18 protein-coding genes are annotated in these 19,195 nt (G+C 52.1%); 15 read left to right on the forward strand and 3 right to left on the reverse strand.

From position 1 onward, the window contains the following. Positions 1-109: 109 nt before the first annotated feature. Positions 110-1,756: a class I fumarate hydratase gene (fumB, locus tag FDX19_RS00915; protein WP_137381257.1), complete on the reverse strand. Its 1,647-nt coding sequence runs from the start codon at positions 1,754-1,756 to the stop codon at positions 110-112. A gap of 263 nt (positions 1,757-2,019) precedes the next feature. Here fumB and manA point away from each other — a divergent pair, with 263 nt between their 5' ends. After that, on the forward strand, positions 2,020-3,195 hold the full coding sequence (manA, locus tag FDX19_RS00920; protein ID WP_005121190.1) for a mannose-6-phosphate isomerase: 1,176 nt from the start codon (positions 2,020-2,022) through the stop codon (positions 3,193-3,195). 107 nt (positions 3,196-3,302) lie between these two features. Then, a complete protein-coding gene (locus FDX19_RS00925) occupies positions 3,303-4,811 on the forward strand; it encodes a YdgA family protein (RefSeq protein WP_137381258.1) in 1,509 nt (502 codons plus the stop codon). Positions 4,812-4,867: 56 nt separating this feature from the next. On the opposite strand, the gene FDX19_RS00930 is transcribed toward FDX19_RS00925, so the two are convergent. Further along, positions 4,868-5,896 (reverse strand): Mal regulon transcriptional regulator MalI, encoded by a 1,029-nt coding sequence (locus FDX19_RS00930; protein ID WP_137381259.1) that lies wholly within the window; start codon positions 5,894-5,896, stop codon positions 4,868-4,870. Between the two features lie 169 nt (positions 5,897-6,065). Here FDX19_RS00930 and malX point away from each other — a divergent pair, with 169 nt between their 5' ends. From malX to add, 3 genes are all read left to right on the forward strand, one after another. Next, positions 6,066-7,658 carry a maltose/glucose-specific PTS transporter subunit IIBC gene (malX, locus tag FDX19_RS00935; RefSeq protein WP_040233853.1) on the forward strand — a complete coding sequence of 531 codons (1,593 nt, stop codon included), beginning with the start codon at positions 6,066-6,068 and terminating at the stop codon, positions 7,656-7,658. 10 nt (positions 7,659-7,668) lie between these two features. After that, positions 7,669-8,841, forward strand: coding sequence for a MalY/PatB family protein (locus FDX19_RS00940; protein ID WP_137381260.1), 1,173 nt, complete (start codon positions 7,669-7,671; stop codon positions 8,839-8,841). Between the two features lie 100 nt (positions 8,842-8,941). Then, positions 8,942-9,943 carry an adenosine deaminase gene (add, locus tag FDX19_RS00945; protein ID WP_137381261.1) on the forward strand — a complete coding sequence of 334 codons (1,002 nt, stop codon included), beginning with the start codon at positions 8,942-8,944 and terminating at the stop codon, positions 9,941-9,943. A gap of 77 nt (positions 9,944-10,020) precedes the next feature. Here the strand turns inward: add and FDX19_RS00950 are convergent, their stop codons facing one another. Next, entirely contained in the window at positions 10,021-11,061 is a 1,041-nt protein-coding gene (locus FDX19_RS00950) for an oxidoreductase (protein ID WP_048211743.1), read from the reverse strand. A gap of 241 nt (positions 11,062-11,302) precedes the next feature. Between FDX19_RS00950 and blr the strand changes: the two genes are divergently transcribed. The 10 genes from blr to nth all read left to right on the forward strand — a co-directional run bounded on the left by blr (position 11,303) and on the right by nth (position 18,738). Further along, positions 11,303-11,428 carry a division septum protein Blr gene (gene blr / locus FDX19_RS00955; RefSeq protein WP_040233850.1) on the forward strand — a complete coding sequence of 42 codons (126 nt, stop codon included), beginning with the start codon at positions 11,303-11,305 and terminating at the stop codon, positions 11,426-11,428. A gap of 296 nt (positions 11,429-11,724) precedes the next feature. Continuing rightward, positions 11,725-11,940: a transcription modulator YdgT gene (gene ydgT, locus FDX19_RS00960; protein ID WP_003832804.1), complete on the forward strand. Its 216-nt coding sequence runs from the start codon at positions 11,725-11,727 to the stop codon at positions 11,938-11,940. Between the two features lie 91 nt (positions 11,941-12,031). After that, positions 12,032-12,472, forward strand: coding sequence for a DUF2569 domain-containing protein (locus FDX19_RS00965; protein ID WP_116361209.1), 441 nt, complete (start codon positions 12,032-12,034; stop codon positions 12,470-12,472). 76 nt (positions 12,473-12,548) lie between these two features. Continuing rightward, positions 12,549-13,130, forward strand: coding sequence for an electron transport complex subunit RsxA (rsxA, locus tag FDX19_RS00970; protein ID WP_005121199.1), 582 nt, complete (start codon positions 12,549-12,551; stop codon positions 13,128-13,130). Continuing rightward, positions 13,130-13,708 carry an electron transport complex subunit RsxB gene (gene rsxB, locus FDX19_RS00975; protein ID WP_005121200.1) on the forward strand — a complete coding sequence of 193 codons (579 nt, stop codon included), beginning with the start codon at positions 13,130-13,132 and terminating at the stop codon, positions 13,706-13,708. Before rsxA ends, rsxB begins: the two co-directional genes overlap by 1 nt. Continuing rightward, positions 13,701-15,725 (forward strand): electron transport complex subunit RsxC, encoded by a 2,025-nt coding sequence (gene rsxC / locus FDX19_RS00980; RefSeq protein WP_137381262.1) that lies wholly within the window; start codon positions 13,701-13,703, stop codon positions 15,723-15,725. The genes rsxB and rsxC overlap by 8 nt, the downstream gene beginning before the upstream one ends. Beyond that, positions 15,726-16,778, forward strand: a complete 1,053-nt coding sequence (gene rsxD, locus FDX19_RS00985; RefSeq protein WP_137381263.1) for an electron transport complex subunit RsxD — start codon at positions 15,726-15,728, stop codon at positions 16,776-16,778. Between the two features lie 9 nt (positions 16,779-16,787). Further along, complete coding sequence (gene rsxG, locus FDX19_RS00990; RefSeq protein ID WP_137381264.1) at positions 16,788-17,408, forward strand: electron transport complex subunit RsxG; 621 nt, start codon at positions 16,788-16,790, stop codon at positions 17,406-17,408. 2 nt (positions 17,409-17,410) lie between these two features. Then, positions 17,411-18,103 (forward strand): electron transport complex subunit E, encoded by a 693-nt coding sequence (locus tag FDX19_RS00995; protein ID WP_137381265.1) that lies wholly within the window; start codon positions 17,411-17,413, stop codon positions 18,101-18,103. After that, positions 18,103-18,738: an endonuclease III gene (nth, locus tag FDX19_RS01000; protein ID WP_137381266.1), complete on the forward strand. Its 636-nt coding sequence runs from the start codon at positions 18,103-18,105 to the stop codon at positions 18,736-18,738. The genes FDX19_RS00995 and nth overlap by 1 nt, the downstream gene beginning before the upstream one ends. Positions 18,739-19,195: the final 457 nt, after the last annotated feature.

Consider the following 19,195-nt stretch of genomic DNA (forward strand, 5'->3'; position numbering starts at 1 on the left):
TATGTTTCGACATTGCCCACTTGCATTGGTCTTATGAGTATTAACGAGGAAAAAACTGTCGTTTGGTGGTTCGTGCGGTAAAAAAAACCGCCCCGTAGGGCGGCTGACGTTACTTAACGCAGCGTGCGCACTGCGACGTCTGAATTTGCTGGAAGAAATCGTTGCCTTTGTCATCCACCAGGATAAACGCCGGGAAATCTTCCACTTCAATTTTCCAGATGGCTTCCATCCCCAGTTCGGGATATTCCACGCACTCCAGGCTCTTGATGCTGCCCTGGGCCAGCACAGCCGCTGGCCCGCCAATGCTGCCTAAGTAGAAACCACCATGCTTATGGCAAGCGTCAGTAACCTGCTGGCTGCGGTTTCCTTTTGCCAGCATAATCATACTCCCGCCCGCGGCCTGAAGCTGATCAACATAGGAATCCATGCGACCGGCGGTGGTTGGGCCAAGCGAGCCAGATGCATAACCTTCCGGCGTTTTTGCCGGTCCGGCGTAATAGATTGGGTGATCTTTAACATACTGCGGCAAACTTTCGCCGTTATCCAGCCGTTCTTTCAGTTTCGCATGCGCTATGTCACGTCCAACGATGATCGTACCATTCAGCGACAAGCGGGTAGAAACCGGATATTGCGACAACTGCGCCAGAATATCTTTCATCGGGCGGTTCAGGTCGACACGCACCGCTTCGCCTTCGCCTGCCTGACGCAGTTCTTCCGGGATATATTTGCCAGGATTGTGTTCGAGCTTCTCAATCCAGATCCCTTCACGGTTGATCTTAGCTTTGATGTTTCTATCCGCTGAGCAAGAAACGCCCATGCCAACCGGGCACGACGCGCCGTGACGCGGTAAGCGGATCACACGGATATCGTGTGCGAAATATTTCCCGCCAAACTGGGCGCCTAAACCAAGGTTCTGCGCTTCAATCAGCAGCTCTTTTTCCAGTTCAACATCACGGAATGCCTGGCCGTGCTCGTTACCTTCGGTCGGCAGCTCATCGTAGTATTTCGCCGAAGCCAGTTTCACCGTTTTCAGCGTGGCTTCTGCGGACGTTCCGCCAATCACAAACGCGATGTGGTACGGCGGGCATGCGGCTGTTCCCAGTGTACGCATCTTCTCCACCAGGTAATTTTTTAATTTGCCTGGTGTGAGCAGCGCTTTGGTTTCCTGGTACAGATAGGTTTTGTTCGCCGAACCGCCGCCTTTGGCAATACACAGGAATTTGTATTCATCGCCGTCGACGGTATACAAATCAATCTGGGCTGGCAGATTGGTACCGGTGTTCACCTCTTTGTACATATCCAGCGCGGCGTTTTGTGAATAGCGCAGGTTATCTTCGATGTAGGTGTTATAAACCCCACGTGCCAGCGCCGCTTCGTCACCGCCGCCGGTCCAGACATGCTGTCCTTTTTTACCCACGATAATCGCCGTGCCGGTGTCCTGACATGTTGGCAGAATGCCTTTTGCCGCGATATCAGAGTTACGCAGGAATTGCAGGGCGACATATTTATCGTTTTCGCTGGCATCCGGATCACGCAGGATGTCTGCAACCTGCTGCTGATGTGCAGGACGCAGCATAAACGATGCGTCATGGAACGCCTGGCGAGCCAGCAAAGTTAAGGCCTCAGGCGCGACTTTGACAATCTCCTGCCCTTCAAATTCGGCAACGGAAACATAGTCGCGGGTCAGCAGATAGTATTCGGTATCATCCTTTTTGAGGGGAAAAGGATGCTGATAATGAAAGGGTTTGTTTGACATTGTGCTCTCACTTACTGCTCGGTCTGGTTATTTTCTGGGCAGATGTTCCATTGCCCTGCTTCCCTGCCGCAGCTCGGGTTGTAGAAGGTATGGCTTTCTGCAACCGGAATTACTCAGGGTATTAAAAGCGAGTCACCATATCCTACACAATTTTTTAACAAAAACTGAGACTAGTACGACTTTTTGCACGTGCAGGTTACTTCGTCCGGGGTTTCTTGGTTTAATAGCCAGAGATTTTTCAACATTGAAACAGGGCATTGATAATGCAAAAACTGATCAACTCAGTGCAACACTACGCCTGGGGAAGTAAAACTGCGTTAACGGAACTTTATGGCATTGCCAACCCAACCCAGCAGCCAATGGCCGAGCTGTGGATGGGTGCTCATCCGAAAAGCAGCTCTCAGGTTCAAGGGGCCGATGGCCAACCCGTTGCTCTGCGCGATGTTATCGAGCACGATAAATCCGCACTGTTAGGCGATGCCGTAGCAAAACGCTTTGGCGAACTGCCCTTCCTGTTTAAAGTGCTCTGCGCCGCTCAACCGCTTTCTATTCAGGTCCATCCGAACAAACACAACTCTGAGATAGGATTCGCCAAAGAAAACGCAGCCGGGATCCCAATGGATGCCGCGGAGCGTAACTACAAAGATCCGAACCACAAGCCAGAGCTGGTATTTGCCCTGACGCCATTCCTGGCGATGAATGCGTTTCGCGAGTTCTCTGACATCGTTGCGTTGTTACAACCGGTTGCTGGCGCGCATCCTGCCATTGCTCACTTTTTGCAGGAACCCGGTGCCGAGCGCCTGAGCTACCTTTTCGCCAGCCTGTTAAATATGCAGGACCAGGAAAAATCGCATGCACTGGCAATACTGAAATCAGCCCTTAACAGCCAGCAAGGCGAACCGTGGCAGACTATTCGCCTTATCGCTGATGTCTACCCGAACGACAGTGGTCTTTTCTCCCCACTGCTGCTGAATGTGGTGAAGCTAAATCCTGGCGAAGCGATGTTCCTGTTCGCCGAAACACCGCACGCCTATCTGCAAGGTGTGGCACTTGAGGTCATGGCTAACTCAGATAACGTGCTGCGTGCTGGGCTGACACCGAAATATATTGATATTCCGGAGCTGGTGGCCAACGTTAAATTTGTCGCAAAACCGGCGAACCAACTGTTGACCACTCCGGTCAAAACCGGTGGTGAACTCGACTTCCCGATCCCGGTTGATGATTTCGCCTTCTCCCTGCATGAACTGTCTGCCGGGGAAGCCGTAATTAGCCAGCACAGCGCGGCGATTTTGTTCTGCATAGAAGGTGAAGCGCTACTGAGCAAAGGCGATCAGCGTCTGGTACTAAAACCGGGTGAATCCGCATTTATTAGTGCGAATGAATCGCCAATAAGTGTCAGCGGCGTCGGCCGTTTAGCGCGTGTTTACAACAAGCTCTAGCAAGATACTGATATTTTTAACAACTCTTGCTAAGCTAGTAGAGAGTTAAAAACATGTCACTCCTCCAGGCGTCTTTAAACGCCTGGTTTTATTTTATGGATATCGAAATGAAAAAATCGCTGGTAGCTGCGGGTGTGGTGGTTGCGCTGGGTATCGTCTGGACGGGCGGCGCCTGGTACACCGGAAAGAAACTGGAAACGCATCTCGCCGAGATGGTGACGCAGGCAAACGATCAGTTAAAACGCTACTCACCTGAGGCGGGCATTGAACTGAGTTATCAAAACTACCAGCGCGGCGTGTTCAATAGCCAACTGCAGTTGGTGGTAAAACCTATCGCCGGACAGGCTGGTTCCTGGCTGAAACCGGGGCAAAGCATCGTCCTCAATGAAACCGTGGATCACGGTCCCTTCCCGCTGGCTCAGTTGAAATCACTGAATCTGGTTCCGGCTATGGCCTCCGTGAAAACGACGCTGGTCAATAACGACGTTACCAAACCGTTGTTTGATATTGCCAAAGGTGAGACGCCATTCATCATTAACTCCCGTATTAGCTACAGTGGCGACACCCGTTCCGATCTCTCCCTCAAACCGTTGAACTACGAGAAAGGCGACGAAAAAGTGGCCTTTAGCGGCGGGGAATTCCAGTTCACCGCAGATAAAGACGGTAACGCGGTTTCCCTGACGGGCGCTGCGCAAAGCGGTCAGGTTAATGCAGTCAACGAATACGACCAGAAGGTGCAAGTTACCTTTAATAACCTGACAACCGAAGGGTCCAGCAGCATCGCCAGTTTTGGTGAACGCATCGGCGACCAAAAGCTGGCACTCGATAAGCTGTCGATATCGGTCGAAGGCAAAGAGCTGGCCGTGCTGGAAGGCATGGGAATTGATGGTAAATCCGATCTGATTAACGATGGAAAAACCGTGAACAGTCAGCTGGATTACACCCTGAACAGCCTTAAATTACAGGGGCAGGATTTGGGTAGCGGCAAGCTGACGCTGAAAGTGGGTCAGATTGACGGTGAAGCCCTGCATCAGTTCAGCCAGCAGTACAGTGCCCAAACCAAGGCCCTGATGTCGCAGATTGATGTCGTCCAAAACCCAGAGCTGTATCAGCAGAAAGTGACGGAAGCGTTCTTCAATGCGCTGCCCATTCTGATGAAGGGTGAACCCGTAATCACCATTGCGCCGTTAAGCTGGAAAAATGCGAAAGGTGAAACGACGTTTAACCTGTCGCTGCTGCTCAAAGATCCAACCGCGACCAAAGAAGAGCCACAAACGCTGGCTCAGGAAGTGGATCGTTCCGTCAAATCACTGGACGCGAAGCTGACTATTCCTGTGGATATGGCGACTGAGTTCATGACACAGATAGCCAAAATTGAAGGCTATCAGCAGGAGCAAGCCGCGGGGCTGGCGAAACAGCAGGTTAATGGTCTGGCTGCGATGGGTCAGATGTTCCGCATTACCACGATGCAGGACAACACCATCGGCTCCAGCCTGCAGTACACCAATGGTCAGGTAACGCTCAACGGGCAGAAGATGCCGCTGGATGAGTTTGTTGGTATGTTCGGTATGCCGACCCTTGGCGAACCGGATGCTCCGGCTGTTCCCCAGCAGTAATTGTTCTCTGAACCCAGCCCGATAATACCGCTTATCGGGCTTTGACCTTCGACAAGCTATTTCTGCGTGACCAGTCGGGCGGAAAGCGTCAGATTGCGGGAATGGCTGTCATCATGACCAATGCGCTGCAGTATACGTTCAGCCAGGGTGTAACCCATTTCGCGTGCCGGGGTACTGGCCCAGATAATGGGAATGTCATCCAGCGCGTTTTCCGCCACATCCGCAAATCCCGCCAGTGAAACTTGCTGTTCAAAATAGCGATCGACGCCAATTTCGCCGCTCTGACGCCCCGCTCTCATCAGTCCAAACCAGGCGCCAACAGCGATGGTCTCGTTGTAACACACAACGGCGCTGATCGTCGGGTTGCGGCGTAACAGTGCAGTAACGGCTTCGGCAGCCTGCTTCTGACTGGATGAACACTCCAGAACCCAATCACTATGAAACGGTAAACCATATTTTAGCAGCGTCGCACAATAGCCGCCGACACGCTCCGCGCGGGTTAAAGAAGAACTCTGTCCTCCCAGCCACGCGATTCGCTGGTGACCGTGCCGAATGAGATGCTCAACCAACAATTGCGCTGCCTGCATGTTGTCGGGGCGGACCGTGTCGACGTCATCCAGGTAACTGGCTCGTGAGGCAAATACGACCGGGATCCCTTTTTCTTCAGCCAACTGCCGCAGTGCATCACTGCTGTCAGCGGCACCCGCAATGACTACACCATCCACGCCCTGATTGAGGAGCATCGCGAAACGCTGCGCCAATTGCTCACCATCTTTACCGCCGTGTAAAAGAAAGACCATCCGACCCTGTGCTTCTAATGCTTCCGTCAGGCCTGCCGTCAGTTCAGCATAAAATGGCGCAGACAGATCGCGTACAATCAGCCCGACCACACCACTCTGACCGCCACGCAGCACCGATGCCTGACGATTACGTACGAACCCCAACTGCTCAATGGCAGCGTTTACCCGCTCCCCGGTTGCGGATGAGATACGCCCTTTTCCACTAAGCACCAATGAGACTGTACTGACCGAAACTCCCGCAGCCAGCGCAACATCATGGATGGTTATTTTTTTGGCTATAGCCATAAAAACAGAAAACTCCCTGATAACGTGACGGATAAAACGTTTTATCAATCGGTTATAGTTATACGCTCTATTATCATTCGATAATGTGATTTATACCGCACTAAAATTAGGTAAAACGTTTTATCTTCTCGCCATCATTTGTCACCAAGCTTTCACGAGGAGTCGTTAGATGACGACGAGAACCACACCCAAAATAACGTTATGGGAATTTTTCCAGCAGTTGGGCAAAACCTTCATGTTGCCCGTGGCTCTGCTCTCCTTCTGCGGGATCATGTTGGGGATCGGCAGTTCGTTAAGCAGCCATGATGTCTTAACGCTGATCCCCGCATTGGGTAACCCGGTGCTTCAGGCTCTTTTTACCTGGATGAGTAAAGTCGGCTCTTTCGCCTTTAGTTTCTTACCCGTGATGTTCTGTATTGCTATTCCTCTCGGTCTGGCGCGCGAGAACAAAGGTGTGGCGGCATTTGCTGGGTTTGTTGGCTATGCGGTCATGAACCTTGCCGTTAACTTCTGGTTGACGGCGAAAGGGATTTTACCCACCACAGATGCGGCAATCCTGAAGGCCAATAATATCCAAAACATCCTGGGTATCCAGTCGATCGACACCGGGATCCTCGGGGCCGTCATCGCCGGGATCATTGTCTGGATGCTGCATGAGCGCTTCCACAATATCCGTCTGCCGGACGCATTGGCTTTCTTCGGCGGCACCCGTTTTGTCCCCATCATCTCTTCACTGGTCATGGGGCTGGTTGGGTTAGTTATCCCTCTGATCTGGCCTGTATTTGCGATGGGTATTACCGGGCTTGGTAATATCATCAACAGCGCAGGTGAATTTGGTCCGATGCTGTTTGGTACCGGCGAGCGTCTTCTGCTGCCTTTTGGCCTGCACCATATTCTGGTGGCCCTCATTCGCTTTACTGAAGCGGGCGGTACCCAGGAAGTGTGTGGTCATAGCGTCAGTGGCGCACTCACTATTTTCCAGGCGCAGCTGAGTTGCCCAACCACGCAAGGCTTCTCTGAAAGCGCAACCCGCTTCCTGTCTCAGGGCAAAATGCCGGCATTCCTCGGCGGTTTACCGGGTGCAGCATTAGCGATGTATCACTGTGCTCGTCCTGAGAATCGACATAAAATTAAAGGGTTATTAATTTCTGGTCTGATTGCCTGCGTCATTGGCGGTACCACCGAACCACTGGAATTCTTGTTCTTGTTTGTTGCCCCGGTTCTGTACGTGATCCACGCCTTATTGACCGGTCTCGGCTTTACCGTGATGGCGGTGCTCGGTGTGACTATCGGCAACACAGACGGTAACCTGATTGACTTCGTGGTGTTCGGGATCCTGCACGGGTTGTCCACCAAGTGGTACCTGGTCCCTGTTGTCGCGGCCATCTGGTTTGCGGTGTACTACGTTATCTTCCGCTTCGCGATCACCCGCTTTAACCTGAAGACACCGGGCCGTGATGTCGACGTTGCCAGCAATATAGAGAAAGTGATGGCAGGCACCCCCGGTAAATCTGGCTACAATGTCCCGGCAATTCTGGCGGCACTGGGTGGCGCAGAGAATATCGTTAGTCTGGACAACTGCATTACGCGTTTGCGTTTGTCGGTCAAAGATATGTCACGCGTCAATGTCCAGGCACTGAAAGACAACCGGGCCATTGGCGTGGTACAGCTCAATCAGCATAACCTTCAGGTCGTTATTGGCCCGCAGGTCCAGTCAGTGAAAGACGAAATCGCGGTTCTGATGAATACAGTACAGGCGTGAGGACAACGACATGTTTGATTTTTCAAAGGTTGTGAACAGGCAAGGAACATGGTGCACTCAGTGGGATTATGTCGCTGACCGTTTTGGCACTGCCGATCTGCTGCCGTTCACCATCTCTGATATGGATTTTGCTACGGCCCCTTGCATTCTGGAGGCGCTGACCCAGCGCCTGTCACACGGTGTGTTAGGATACAGCCGCTGGAAAAATGACGAATTTCTGGCGGCCATTAGCTACTGGTTTCAAACTCGTCACCATACCCGGATCGACACTCAATCGCTGGTATATGGCCCCTCAGTTATCTATATGGTCTCTGAACTCATCCGCCAGTGGTCGTCTGTTGGCGACGCGGTCGTTGTCCATACACCAGCTTACGATGCATTCTACAAGGCCATCGAAGGCAACCAGCGCACAGTGCTCCCCGTCGGTCTGGAAAAGCGGAGCAACGGTTGGTATTGCGACATGGCAAAGCTGGAGGCAGCTCTCTCACGACCCGAGAGTAAAATTCTTCTGCTGTGCAGCCCGCAAAATCCAACGGGCAAAGTGTGGACGCACGAGGAACTGGAAACCATGGCTGACTTATGCCAGCGATATGGTGTCAACGTCATTTCCGATGAAATCCATATGGATATGGTGTGGGGAGACCAACCGCATATCCCATGGATCAATGTCGCACGCGGTGACTGGGCGCTACTCACCTCCGGCTCCAAGAGTTTCAATATCCCGGCATTAACCGGCGCGTATGGGATCATCGAAGACGCTAATAGCCGCAACAATTATCTCAGTGTGCTAAAGGGACGCGACGGACTGTCTTCTCCTGCGGTGCTGGCACTCACCGCACATATTGCCGCCTATCAGCAAGGTGAGCGCTGGTTGGATGCCTTACGAGATTATCTTGCCGGCAACCTGCATTACGTTGCTGATGAACTTAATACCGCATTCCCTGAACTTAACTGGCAGATCCCACAATCCACCTATCTGGCCTGGATAGACTTACGTCCGCTCAAGGTTGATGACCAGGCGTTACAAAATGCGCTTATCCACCAGCAAAAAGTGGCGATCATGCCGGGATCGACTTACGGAGAGGAAGGGTGCGGTTTTGTACGTCTAAATACCGGATGCCCCCGTTCAAAACTTGAGAAAGGCGTTCAGGGATTAATTAACGCCCTGCGCTCTCTGCGCTAACTAAAGTTGCGCAATGAAATTAATCATTGCGCAACATAGCTTTTTATCCCGATTTATTCTTATAATACTGCGCACTTTACCTAAAAACATGAGTGCGACCATGATTGATACTTCCCTTCCATTAACCGACGTCCATCGCCACCTTGATGGGAACATCCGTGCCCAAACGATCCTGGATCTTGGTCGTCAGTTTAATTTAACGCTTCCTGCTCAAACACTTGAAACGCTGATCCCTCACGTGCAGGTAACATCGACTGAGCCTGATTTGGTCAGTTTTTTGTCAAAGCTTGACTGGGGTGTGAAAGTGCTGGCATCGCTGGATGCCTGTCGTCGCGTCGCATTTGAAAATATTGAGGATGCCGCACGTAACGGTCTTCATTACGTTGAATTACGTTTTTCTCCAGGCTACATGGCTATGGCGCATCAACTCCCCGTTGCAGGTGTGGTTGAAGCCGTTATTGCCGGCGTACGCGAAGGTTGTAAGGCTTTCGGCGTTGAAGCCCGTTTAATTGGCATTATGAGCCGTACCTTCGGTGAAGCAGCCTGTCTGCAGGAACTGGATGCACTGTTAGCGCACCGCGATCACATCACAGCACTGGATTTGGCCGGCGATGAACTCGGTTTCCCGGGCAGTTTGTTCCTGTCCCATTTCAACCGTGCGCGCGATGCAGGTTGGCATATCACGGTTCATGCAGGTGAAGCGGCAGGCCCGGAAAGCATCTGGCAAGCTATCAGAGAACTGGGAGCAGAGCGTATTGGCCACGGCGTAAAAGCCGTCGAAGATCGCGCCCTGATGGATTTTCTCGCCGAGCAGCGTATCGGCATTGAATCCTGCCTGACATCGAATATTCAAACCAGTACCGTCGCCTCACTGACGACGCATCCGCTGAAAACATTCCTTGAGCACGGAGTGCTGGCGAGTCTGAATACGGACGATCCGGCGGTTCAGGGTGTGGATATTATTCACGAATACACCGTAGCCGCTCCGGCTGCAGGATTGACGCGTGAACAGATTCGCCAGGCGCAAATCAATGGTCTGGAAATGGCGTTTCTGAGCAATGTAGAGAAACAAGCACTGCGTGACAAAGTCGCCGCAGCGTAATGGTTTTATTGCCGGATGGCGCTAACGCTTATCCGGCCTACGTTACAATGTAGGTCGGATAAGATGCCTCGACATTATCAGGCAAGGCACAGCGTCGATCGGTGTTTCGCCGATTCAATGCCCAGCTCAATCAGTTCCATGATTTGAATGGCTTGTCTGGCTGGAACCGGGTTCTCGCCGTTACCATTCAGCGCATCACGGATACCCGCATAGTACGCAGGATAATTGCCTGGCACGGTTAACCAGGTTTCTTCTACCTGCTCATCACCTTCCATGCGTGTCAGTACACCATCACGCATGTCATAACCCCAGTCTTCCTGCGGCAGGCGCTCACCATTTTTAAGCCGTTCCTCTTGTGGGTCCAGACCATACTTCACATAGCTGCCACGCGATCCGTGAACGATATATCGAGCAGACTCAGCGGCTGCCAGCATCGTTCCGTGCAGAATCACCCGACGCTGCGGATACGTCAGGATGGCATGGAAGTAATCTGTCGACTGCGCCCCCGGGCGGAGCTGTGCCAGATCGACCGTCAGACTCACGGGTAAGCCAAACAGGTTAATTGCCTGATCTAAAAGATGCGGCGCTAAGTCATACCAGATACCACTCCCCGGGCCACCCTGTTCACGCCAGCGGTCACGGACCTGCGGACGGAAGCGATCGAAATGAGATTCAAAATAAGCCACCTCACCCAACGCGCCATCCGCCAGCAAGGCTTTCAGCGTCAGAAAATCGCTGTCCCAGCGACGGTTATGGAAGACAGAAAGCAGGCGACCTACGCTTCTGGCGAGCGCATCCAGCTCGCGTGCTTGTGACAGTGTCACAGTGAAAGGCTTATCAACAACCACGTGCTTACCTGCTTCCAGCGCCGCTTTCGCCAGCGGGAAGTGTGTATCATTGGGTGTAGGGATCACAATCAGGTCGATACTCGGATCGTTAAACAGGTGTTTAGGCTCAGTAACAACTGCCACTGAAGGCCAGTCCGCCTTCACTTTTGTTTCATCACTACTGGACACCGCAACCAGTTCCAGACCCGGAGTGCCCACGATCAGGGGGGCATGGAAAGTTTTACTGGCATAACCGTAACCGATTAGCCCAACGCGGATGTTGTCACTCATGTTTTTGCCTCTCAATTCAGATCTGGCCTATTTCACACCATAGACAGTAGCGCCACAATAGTTTAATAACCTTTGCGCTACAAAGGTTGTTACTTAACTTAAGTCAAACATATGCCACTTAGAGTTAACTTGCCGCGAAAAAGTCATCGAAATCGTTCCCAATGCTCTTGCTGTATTATTTATTGATAAGTAACATTTGCTCCCTGTGTTTATGGATAAATCAAAGCAAATGTCGTCAGTAATGAATCGTCTTATTGAGTTAACAGGTTGGATTGTTCTCGTGGTCTCCGTGATCCTGTTGGGTGTTGCCAATCATATTGACAACTACCAACCACCGGAACCCGTCGCTGCAGTACAGAAAAAATAAATATACGCAGCCCGTTATAGCCTGGCAGTTAACTCCGCGATGGTTGCTGGGTGGGGCTGTAAAAGATCAGTTTTTGTCAAAAAAAAGCGAATTATGCCGCATCCCGCTCCAGTGCGTATTGCCTGCGATCGTGAAGCGCGTTACCCTTTCCACAGGCGCGAATAGCGCCTGGTTCCCACAGGGTTGAAAACTCTTCTTACATTTGCGCGCAAATTCGCGTTTACCTGTACAACGTTGGTTGTTTTTTAATATTTACTACTCCGTTAGTATTATTTTATTAATATGGATTGCCTTTTATGACTGTTCAGGATTACTTATTAAAATTCCGCAAAATCAGTTCGCTAGAAAGTCTGGAAAAATTGTTCGATCATCTTAACTACACACTGACTGACGATAGCGACATTATCAATATGTATCGCGCTGCAGACCACCGCCGTGCCGAGCTCATTTCGGGAGGCCGCCTGTTCGATGTCGGTCAGGTACCCAAATCCGTCTGGCATTACGTGCAATAAACAAGAAAGTAGCGCCTGGCGTTAAAAGCTTTATAATAATCGCCCCAAAATGAACGGCATGTCTGTTCGCGCGCGTAAACCTGGAGATGAAATGACTACAACACCGGCACAACGTATCGGAGGCTGGCTACTTGGGCCTTTGGCCTGGCTGTTAGTCGCGTTGTTAAGTGCTTCGCTGGCGTTACTGCTGTATGTCACTGCGTTGGCCACACCGCAGACATTCCACACGCTGAGCGAGCAAAGCACGACGAATTTGCTGCTATGGGGCGTCTCCTTTATTACCGCTATCGCTATGTGGTACTACACGCTGTGGCTGACCATCGCGTTTTTCAAACGCAGAGTCTGTGTGCCAAAGCACTATATTATATGGCTGCTGATCTCCGTGTTGCTGGCGATTAAAGCGTTTGCATTCTCTCCTGTTCCGGATGCGTTTGCCGTACGTCAGCTGCTGTTCCCATTGTTGGCGGCTGCGCTGCTGGTGCCCTATTTCAAACGCTCGCAACGCGTTAAGACAACGTTTGTGAACCCGTAATAACCCTACAGTTAACCTGTTGTCGCCTGTTGTAGATTGTCAGATAATAGGCGGCTTTTTTATTTCAGGCCGAAAAATGACTGATTACCTGCTGCTGTTTGTCGGAACTGTACTGGTCAATAACTTTGTACTGGTCAAGTTTCTGGGCTTATGCCCCTTTATGGGCGTTTCCAAAAAACTGGAAACCGCAATGGGTATGGGCCTCGCCACGACCTTTGTAATGACGCTGGCATCCATTTGCGCATGGCTGATTGACACCTGGATCCTCATCCCGCTCGATCTCATCTACCTGCGCACGCTGGCCTTTATTCTGGTCATCGCCGTGGTGGTGCAATTTACCGAGATGGTTGTACGCAAAACCAGCCCTGCGCTGTATCGCCTGCTGGGGATCTTCTTACCGCTGATCACCACTAACTGCGCGGTTTTGGGTGTGGCGTTGCTGAACATCAACCTCGGGCATAATTTTTTACAGTCGGCGCTGTACGGTTTTTCCGCCGCCGTCGGCTTCTCACTGGTGATGGTTCTGTTCGCCGCAATTCGCGAACGCCTCGCCGTGGCAGACGTTCCTGCCCCGTTCCGCGGTAATGCGATTGCGCTGATTACCGCTGGTTTAATGTCTTTGGCCTTTATGGGCTTTAGTGGTTTGGTGAAGTTGTAATGAATGCTATCTGGATTGCCGTTGCCGCAGTGAGTCTGCTGGGTCTGGCGTTCGGCGCTATTTTGGGTTATGCCTCTCGTCGATTTGCCGTCGAGGATGACCCGGTCGTGGAGAAAATTGATGAAATTCTCCCGCAAAGCCAGTGTGGACAGTGCGGTTACCCGGGCTGCCGTCCTTATGCTGAAGCGATTGGCTGTCAGGGCGAAAAAATCAACCGTTGCGCCCCAGGTGGCGAAGCGGTGATGCTAAAAATTGCGACCCTGTTGAACGTCGATCCGCAACCTATTGATGGTGATGAGCAGGATGCTACCCCCGTTCGTATGCTGGCGGTCATTGATGAAAATAACTGTATCGGCTGCACGAAATGTATTCAGGCCTGCCCGGTCGATGCCATCGTGGGCGCGACGCGTGCCATGCACACGGTGATGAGCGATCTGTGCACCGGATGCAATTTGTGCGTTGATCCGTGTCCGACCCAATGTATCGAATTACGCCCGGTCGCCGAGACACCTGACAGCTGGAAGTGGGATTTAAACACTATTCCTGTGCGCATCATTCCTGTGGAACAACATGCTTAAGTTATTCTCCGCATTCAGAAAAAATAAAATCTGGGACTTTGATGGCGGCATTCACCCACCAGAAATGAAGACCCAGTCTAACGGGACACCGCTGCGGCAGGTTCCGTTGGCTCCGCGCTTTATTATTCCGTTGAAGCAGCATATTGGCGCTGAAGGTGAACTGTGTGTCAATGTGGGCGATACCGTGCTGCGTGGTCAGGCGCTAACCCGTGGGCGCGGCAGAATGCTGCCCGTGCACGCCCCAACCTCCGGCACCGTTGTTGCCATAGCCCCGCACTCTACCGCGCATCCTTCGGCTTTAGCTGAACTTAGCGTCATCATTGATGCGGACGGTGAAGATCGCTGGATTGAGCGTGACGGTTGGGCAAATTATCGTGCCCACAGCCGCGAGGAGCTCATAGCCCGTATTCACCAATTCGGTGTTGCCGGACTCGGCGGCGCCGGTTTTCCAACTGGCGTCAAACTGCAAGGGGGCGGTGATAAAATTGAAACACTGATCATCAACGCCGCTGAATGTGAACCCTACATCACCGCCGATGACCGCTTAATGCAAGATTGCGCGGCTCAGGTAGTCGAAGGTATCCGCATACTCGCTCATATTCTTCAACCGCGTGAAGTCCTGCTGGGCATTGAAGATAACAAACCACAAGCCATCTCCATGCTGCGCGCTGTGTTGGCTGATTCTCACGATATCAGCTTACGTGTCATCCCCACCAAATACCCGTCAGGCGGCGCCAAGCAACTGACGCAAATCCTGACCGGGAAGCAGGTGCCTCACGGTGGACGTTCCTCCGATATCGGGGTGCTGATGCAAAACGTGGGGACTGCCTATGCTGTCAAGCGGGCCGTTATTGACGGCGAGCCAATCACCGAGCGAGTGGTCACGCTAACGGGCGAAGCAGTCAGCCGCCCGGGCAACGTTTGGGCGCGATTGGGTACACCTGTTCGTCACCTGCTTAACGATGCAGGTTTCTGTCCTTCTGCTGACCAGATGGTGATCATGGGCGGTCCGCTGATGGGCTTTACCCTGCCCTGGCTGGATGTTCCCATCGTGAAGATCAGCAACTGCCTGCTTGCGCCCTCTGCCAGTGAAATGGGTGAACCGCAGGAAGAAAAAGGCTGCATTCGCTGTAGCGCCTGTGCCGATGCCTGCCCTGCCGATCTTCTGCCGCAGCAACTTTACTGGTTCAGTAAAGGCCAGCAGCATGATAAAGCGACAACCCACAACATTGCTGACTGCATTGAATGCGGGGCATGTGCATGGGTATGCCCAAGCAATATCCCGCTGGTACAGTACTTCCGCCAGGAAAAGGCGGAGATTTACGCCATCAGTCAGGAAGAAAAACGTGCTGCAGAAGCAAAAGCGCGCTTTGAGGCCCGACAAGCCCGACTTGAGCGTGAAAAAGCGGCACGTCTTGAACGGCATAAAAGCGCAGCTGTACAACCTGCAGCGAAAGATCATGATGCCATCGCTGCGGCACTGGCTCGCGTGAAAGAGAAACAGGCTCAGGCTATGCAGCCGGTTGTCATCCAGGCGGGTGAAAAACCGGATAACAGCGCAGTGATTGCCGCACGTGAAGCGCGCAAAGCGCAGGCCCGCGCCGCGCGCAGTGAAAATCCGTCAAAAGATGAGAACAGCAGCGCGGGTACGGACCCTCGCAAAGCCGCCGTCGAAGCGGCAATTGCCCGCGCCAAAGCCCGCAAGCTTGAGCAACAAGCCGCCACGGAACCCGCCAAGCCGGTTGACACGCGCAAAGCCGCCGTCGAAGCTGCCATCGCCCGTGCTAAAGCCCGCAAGCTTGAGCAACAAGCCACCACAGAACCCGCCGAGCCGGTTGACCCGCGCAAAGCTGCCGTCGAAGCCGCAATTGCCCGCGCCAAAGCCCGCAAGCTTGAGCAACAAGTCGCCACGGAATCTGTCGAACCGGTTGACTCGCGCAAAGCTGCCGTTGCGGCCGCTATTGCACGCGCTCAGGCCAAGAAAGCCGCACAGCAGCAGGTTGTAAACGAGGAATAAATGGTATTCAGAATAGCTAGCTCCCCTTATACCCATAACCAGCGTCAGACATCGCGTATCATGATGCTGGTTCTGATTGCTGCATTACCAGGAATTGCCGCTCAATGGTGGTTCTTCGGCTGGGGTACATTGTTCCAGATAGTGCTGGCATCGGTCAGTGCCATCGCCGCCGAAGCGGGCGTGCTTAAACTACGTAAACAGCCCGTTGCCGCGATCCTGAAAGACAACTCCGCCCTGCTGACAGGGTTGCTGCTTGCCGTCAGTATTCCCCCTCTGGCTCCGTGGTGGATGGTGATCCTGGGTACCGTCTTCGCCGTTATCATTGCCAAGCAACTGTATGGCGGTCTTGGGCAGAATCCCTTTAATCCGGCAATGATTGGTTATGTCGTGCTGTTGATCTCATTCCCGGTGCAGATGACAAGCTGGCTGCCACCGCATGAAATTGCCGCTACGGTGCCCGGCTTTTTTGATGCTTTAAACGTTATCTTTACCGGGCATACCGCTGGCGGCGGCGATATGAACACACTACGCATGGGCATTGATGGTATTAGTCAGGCAACGCCTCTGGATACCTTTAAGACCTCCCTGCACGCGGGACGTACTGTTGAGCAGGTGATGCAATACCCTATCTACAGCGGCATGCTTGCAGGCGCTGGCTGGCAGTGGGTAAACCTTGCCTGGCTTGCGGGTGGTATCATACTGTTATGGCAGAAAGCGATTCGCTGGCATATCCCGGTGAGCTTCCTGCTATCGCTTGCTGTTTGCGCCACTTTAGGCTGGATTTTCTCGCCAGATTCTCTGGCATCACCGCAGTTGCACCTGCTTTCCGGCGCCACCATGCTGGGTGCATTCTTTATTCTTACCGATCCCGTTACGGCATCAACTACCAACCGTGGTCGCCTGATTTTTGGCGCGCTTGCGGGTCTGTTGGTCTGGCTGATTCGTAGTTTTGGTGGATATCCTGATGGCGTAGCCTTTGCCGTGTTACTGGCAAATATCACCGTTCCACTGATTGATTATTACACCCGTCCTCGTGTGTACGGACATCGCTAAGGACAACGTATGCTGAAAACGATTCGTAAACGCGGTATCACTCTGGCACTGTTTGCTGCGGGCTCTACAGGGTTAACAGCGGCGATTAATCAGCTAACCAAGTCTACCATTGATGAACAAGCTGCCCTGCAGCAAAAGGCGTTGTTTGATCAGGTACTGCCTGGCGATCGCTACAATAACAATCTGCCAGAAAGTTGCTATCTGGTTAATGCGCAGGCACTAGGTAAAGGTACACATCGTATCTATATTGCCCGCCAGGACGACCGTCCGGTTGCGGCAATTCTGGAGGCCACGGCCCCTGATGGTTATTCCGGTGCAATTCAACTGCTGGTTGGTGTAGATTTCAACGGTACTGTGCTGGGTACGCGGGTGACGGAACATCATGAAACGCCAGGCCTCGGTGATAAAATTGAGTTACGTCTGTCAGACTGGATAACCCACTTTAGCGGCAAAACGATTAGCGCGGAGAACGACCCTCACTGGGCGGTGAAAAAAGATGGCGGCGATTTTGATCAGTTCACCGGTGCGACCATTACGCCCCGAGCAGTGGTTAATGCTGTGAAACGTGCTGGCCTGTTTGCGCAGACGCTGCCTGCGCAACTTCCTCAACTTAGCGCCTGTGGAGAATAACCATGAGCGAAATTAAAGACGTCATTGTTCAGGGTCTTTGGAAAAATAACTCCGCCCTTGTCCAGTTACTCGGCATGTGTCCGTTGCTGGCCGTTACCTCTACCGCAACCAATGCGTTAGGTCTGGGGCTTGCGACTACGCTGGTGTTGACCCTGACAAACCTGACTATTTCAGCGCTACGCCGCTGGACACCGCCCGAAATCCGTATTCCCATTTATGTCATGATCATCGCCTCCGTGGTGAGTGCGGTACAAATGCTTATCAATGCCTACGCCTTTGGCCTGTATCAATCACTGGGTATCTTTATCCCCTTGATTGTAACCAACTGCATTGTTGTGGGCCGTGCTGAAGCCTTTGCCGCGAAAAAGGGCCCTGCTTTATCCGCGCTCGATGGTTTTTCTATTGGTATGGGGGCGACCGGTGCCATGTTTGTACTCGGATCGCTGCGTGAAATAATAGGTAACGGTACATTGTTCGACGGCGCAGACGGCCTGCTGGGCAATTGGGCCAAAGTCCTGCGCGTGGAGATCTTCCATACTGACACACCATTTCTGCTGGCCATGCTACCGCCGGGTGCATTCATTGGCCTGGGGCTGATGCTGGCGGTTAAGTATCTGATTGATGAAAAGATGAAGAAGCGCCGTGCCGAGGCCGCAATGGCAACAGACCCGGCGGGTGAAACAGGGAATGTGTAATGAACAAAACGAAACGGCTGGAAATACTGACGCGCCTGCGTGATAACAATCCGCATCCGACAACCGAACTTAATTTTACATCACCGTTTGAGCTGCTGATTTCGGTCTTGCTCTCCGCGCAGGCCACCGATGTCAGCGTCAATAAAGCGACGGCTAAGCTATACCCCGTCGCCAATACCCCTGCTGCCATGCTCGAGCTCGGTGTTGAGGGGGTTAAGTCGTATATCAAGACGATTGGTCTGTTCAACAGTAAAGCAGAGAACGTGATTAAGACCTGTCGTATCCTGCTGGAACAGCATAATGGCGAAGTACCCGAAGACAGGGCGGCACTGGAAGCACTGCCCGGTGTTGGTCGTAAAACGGCCAACGTGGTGTTGAATACCGCCTTCGGCTGGCCAACGATTGCCGTAGATACCCATATTTTTCGGGTCTGTAATCGTACACAATTCGCCCCAGGTAAAAACGTCGAACAGGTCGAAGAGAAGCTGCTGAAAGTCGTCCCCAGTGAATTTAAAGTCGATTGTCACCACTGGTTAATTCTTCATGGTCGCTACACCTGCATAGCCAGAAAACCACGCTGCGGTTCCTGCATTATCGAAGATCTGTGCGAATTCAAAGAAAAAGTCGATATCTGACAGTATGGGCCATAACATTGGCCCCTCTTCCATAACGATTAGTTATGCACTTCTCAATCGTTCATTTCCCGACAATGATGCCGTACCTTCCGGCATATCTAATGTAATATTCTTGTGAACTAACACCTGAGCAGGTTAATCGTTTTTTTAATAGTAGAAATTTCTATCTATCCGTGATCAGGATCACCCTGATAACATTATGTAAAATATTTATTATTTTATCGTTAAAATGACAATCAGATGACCTGACAGCTTCGTTTCGATACAAAACATTACACTGGCTATTTTTCAGATAATGGACCATATCACTACCTTCAAGGCAAAATAGCAGAACATATCGCCACATTCCCATTTTAACCCCATCCTCACAGTGTAAAAATCTGCCATTCTTCAAATGAAGAAATTTAACGCTGGATAACATTTCTCAGCCCCGACGATTTCACCATCTGAGTTATAT

This window comes from Citrobacter sp. wls619, from assembly GCF_005281345.1.
GTDB lineage: Bacteria > Pseudomonadota > Gammaproteobacteria > Enterobacterales > Enterobacteriaceae > Citrobacter.

Bases quoted from the DNA above. Each gene is read 5' to 3' on its own strand.
- FDX19_RS00925 (WP_137381258.1), top strand. From the start codon at position 3,303: ATGAAAAAATCGCTGGTAGCTGCGGGTGTGGTGGTTGCGCTGGGTATC.
- rsxB (WP_005121200.1), top strand. From the start codon at position 13,130: ATGAATGCTATCTGGATTGCCGTTGCCGCAGTGAGTCTGCTGGGTCTG.
- rsxA (WP_005121199.1), top strand. From the start codon at position 12,549: ATGACTGATTACCTGCTGCTGTTTGTCGGAACTGTACTGGTCAATAAC.
- FDX19_RS00930 (WP_137381259.1), bottom strand. From the start codon at position 5,896: ATGGCTATAGCCAAAAAAATAACCATCCATGATGTTGCGCTGGCTGCG.
- ydgT (WP_003832804.1), top strand. From the start codon at position 11,725: ATGACTGTTCAGGATTACTTATTAAAATTCCGCAAAATCAGTTCGCTA.
- blr (WP_040233850.1), top strand. From the start codon at position 11,303: ATGAATCGTCTTATTGAGTTAACAGGTTGGATTGTTCTCGTGGTCTCC.
- FDX19_RS00995 (WP_137381265.1), top strand. From the start codon at position 17,411: ATGAGCGAAATTAAAGACGTCATTGTTCAGGGTCTTTGGAAAAATAAC.
- rsxG (WP_137381264.1), top strand. From the start codon at position 16,788: ATGCTGAAAACGATTCGTAAACGCGGTATCACTCTGGCACTGTTTGCT.
- manA (WP_005121190.1), top strand. From the start codon at position 2,020: ATGCAAAAACTGATCAACTCAGTGCAACACTACGCCTGGGGAAGTAAA.
- fumB (WP_137381257.1), bottom strand. From the start codon at position 1,756: ATGTCAAACAAACCCTTTCATTATCAGCATCCTTTTCCCCTCAAAAAG.
- add (WP_137381261.1), top strand. From the start codon at position 8,942: ATGATTGATACTTCCCTTCCATTAACCGACGTCCATCGCCACCTTGAT.
- malX (WP_040233853.1), top strand. From the start codon at position 6,066: ATGACGACGAGAACCACACCCAAAATAACGTTATGGGAATTTTTCCAG.
- FDX19_RS00940 (WP_137381260.1), top strand. From the start codon at position 7,669: ATGTTTGATTTTTCAAAGGTTGTGAACAGGCAAGGAACATGGTGCACT.
- rsxD (WP_137381263.1), top strand. From the start codon at position 15,726: ATGGTATTCAGAATAGCTAGCTCCCCTTATACCCATAACCAGCGTCAG.
- nth (WP_137381266.1), top strand. From the start codon at position 18,103: ATGAACAAAACGAAACGGCTGGAAATACTGACGCGCCTGCGTGATAAC.
- rsxC (WP_137381262.1), top strand. From the start codon at position 13,701: ATGCTTAAGTTATTCTCCGCATTCAGAAAAAATAAAATCTGGGACTTT.
- FDX19_RS00950 (WP_048211743.1), bottom strand. From the start codon at position 11,061: ATGAGTGACAACATCCGCGTTGGGCTAATCGGTTACGGTTATGCCAGT.
- FDX19_RS00965 (WP_116361209.1), top strand. From the start codon at position 12,032: ATGACTACAACACCGGCACAACGTATCGGAGGCTGGCTACTTGGGCCT.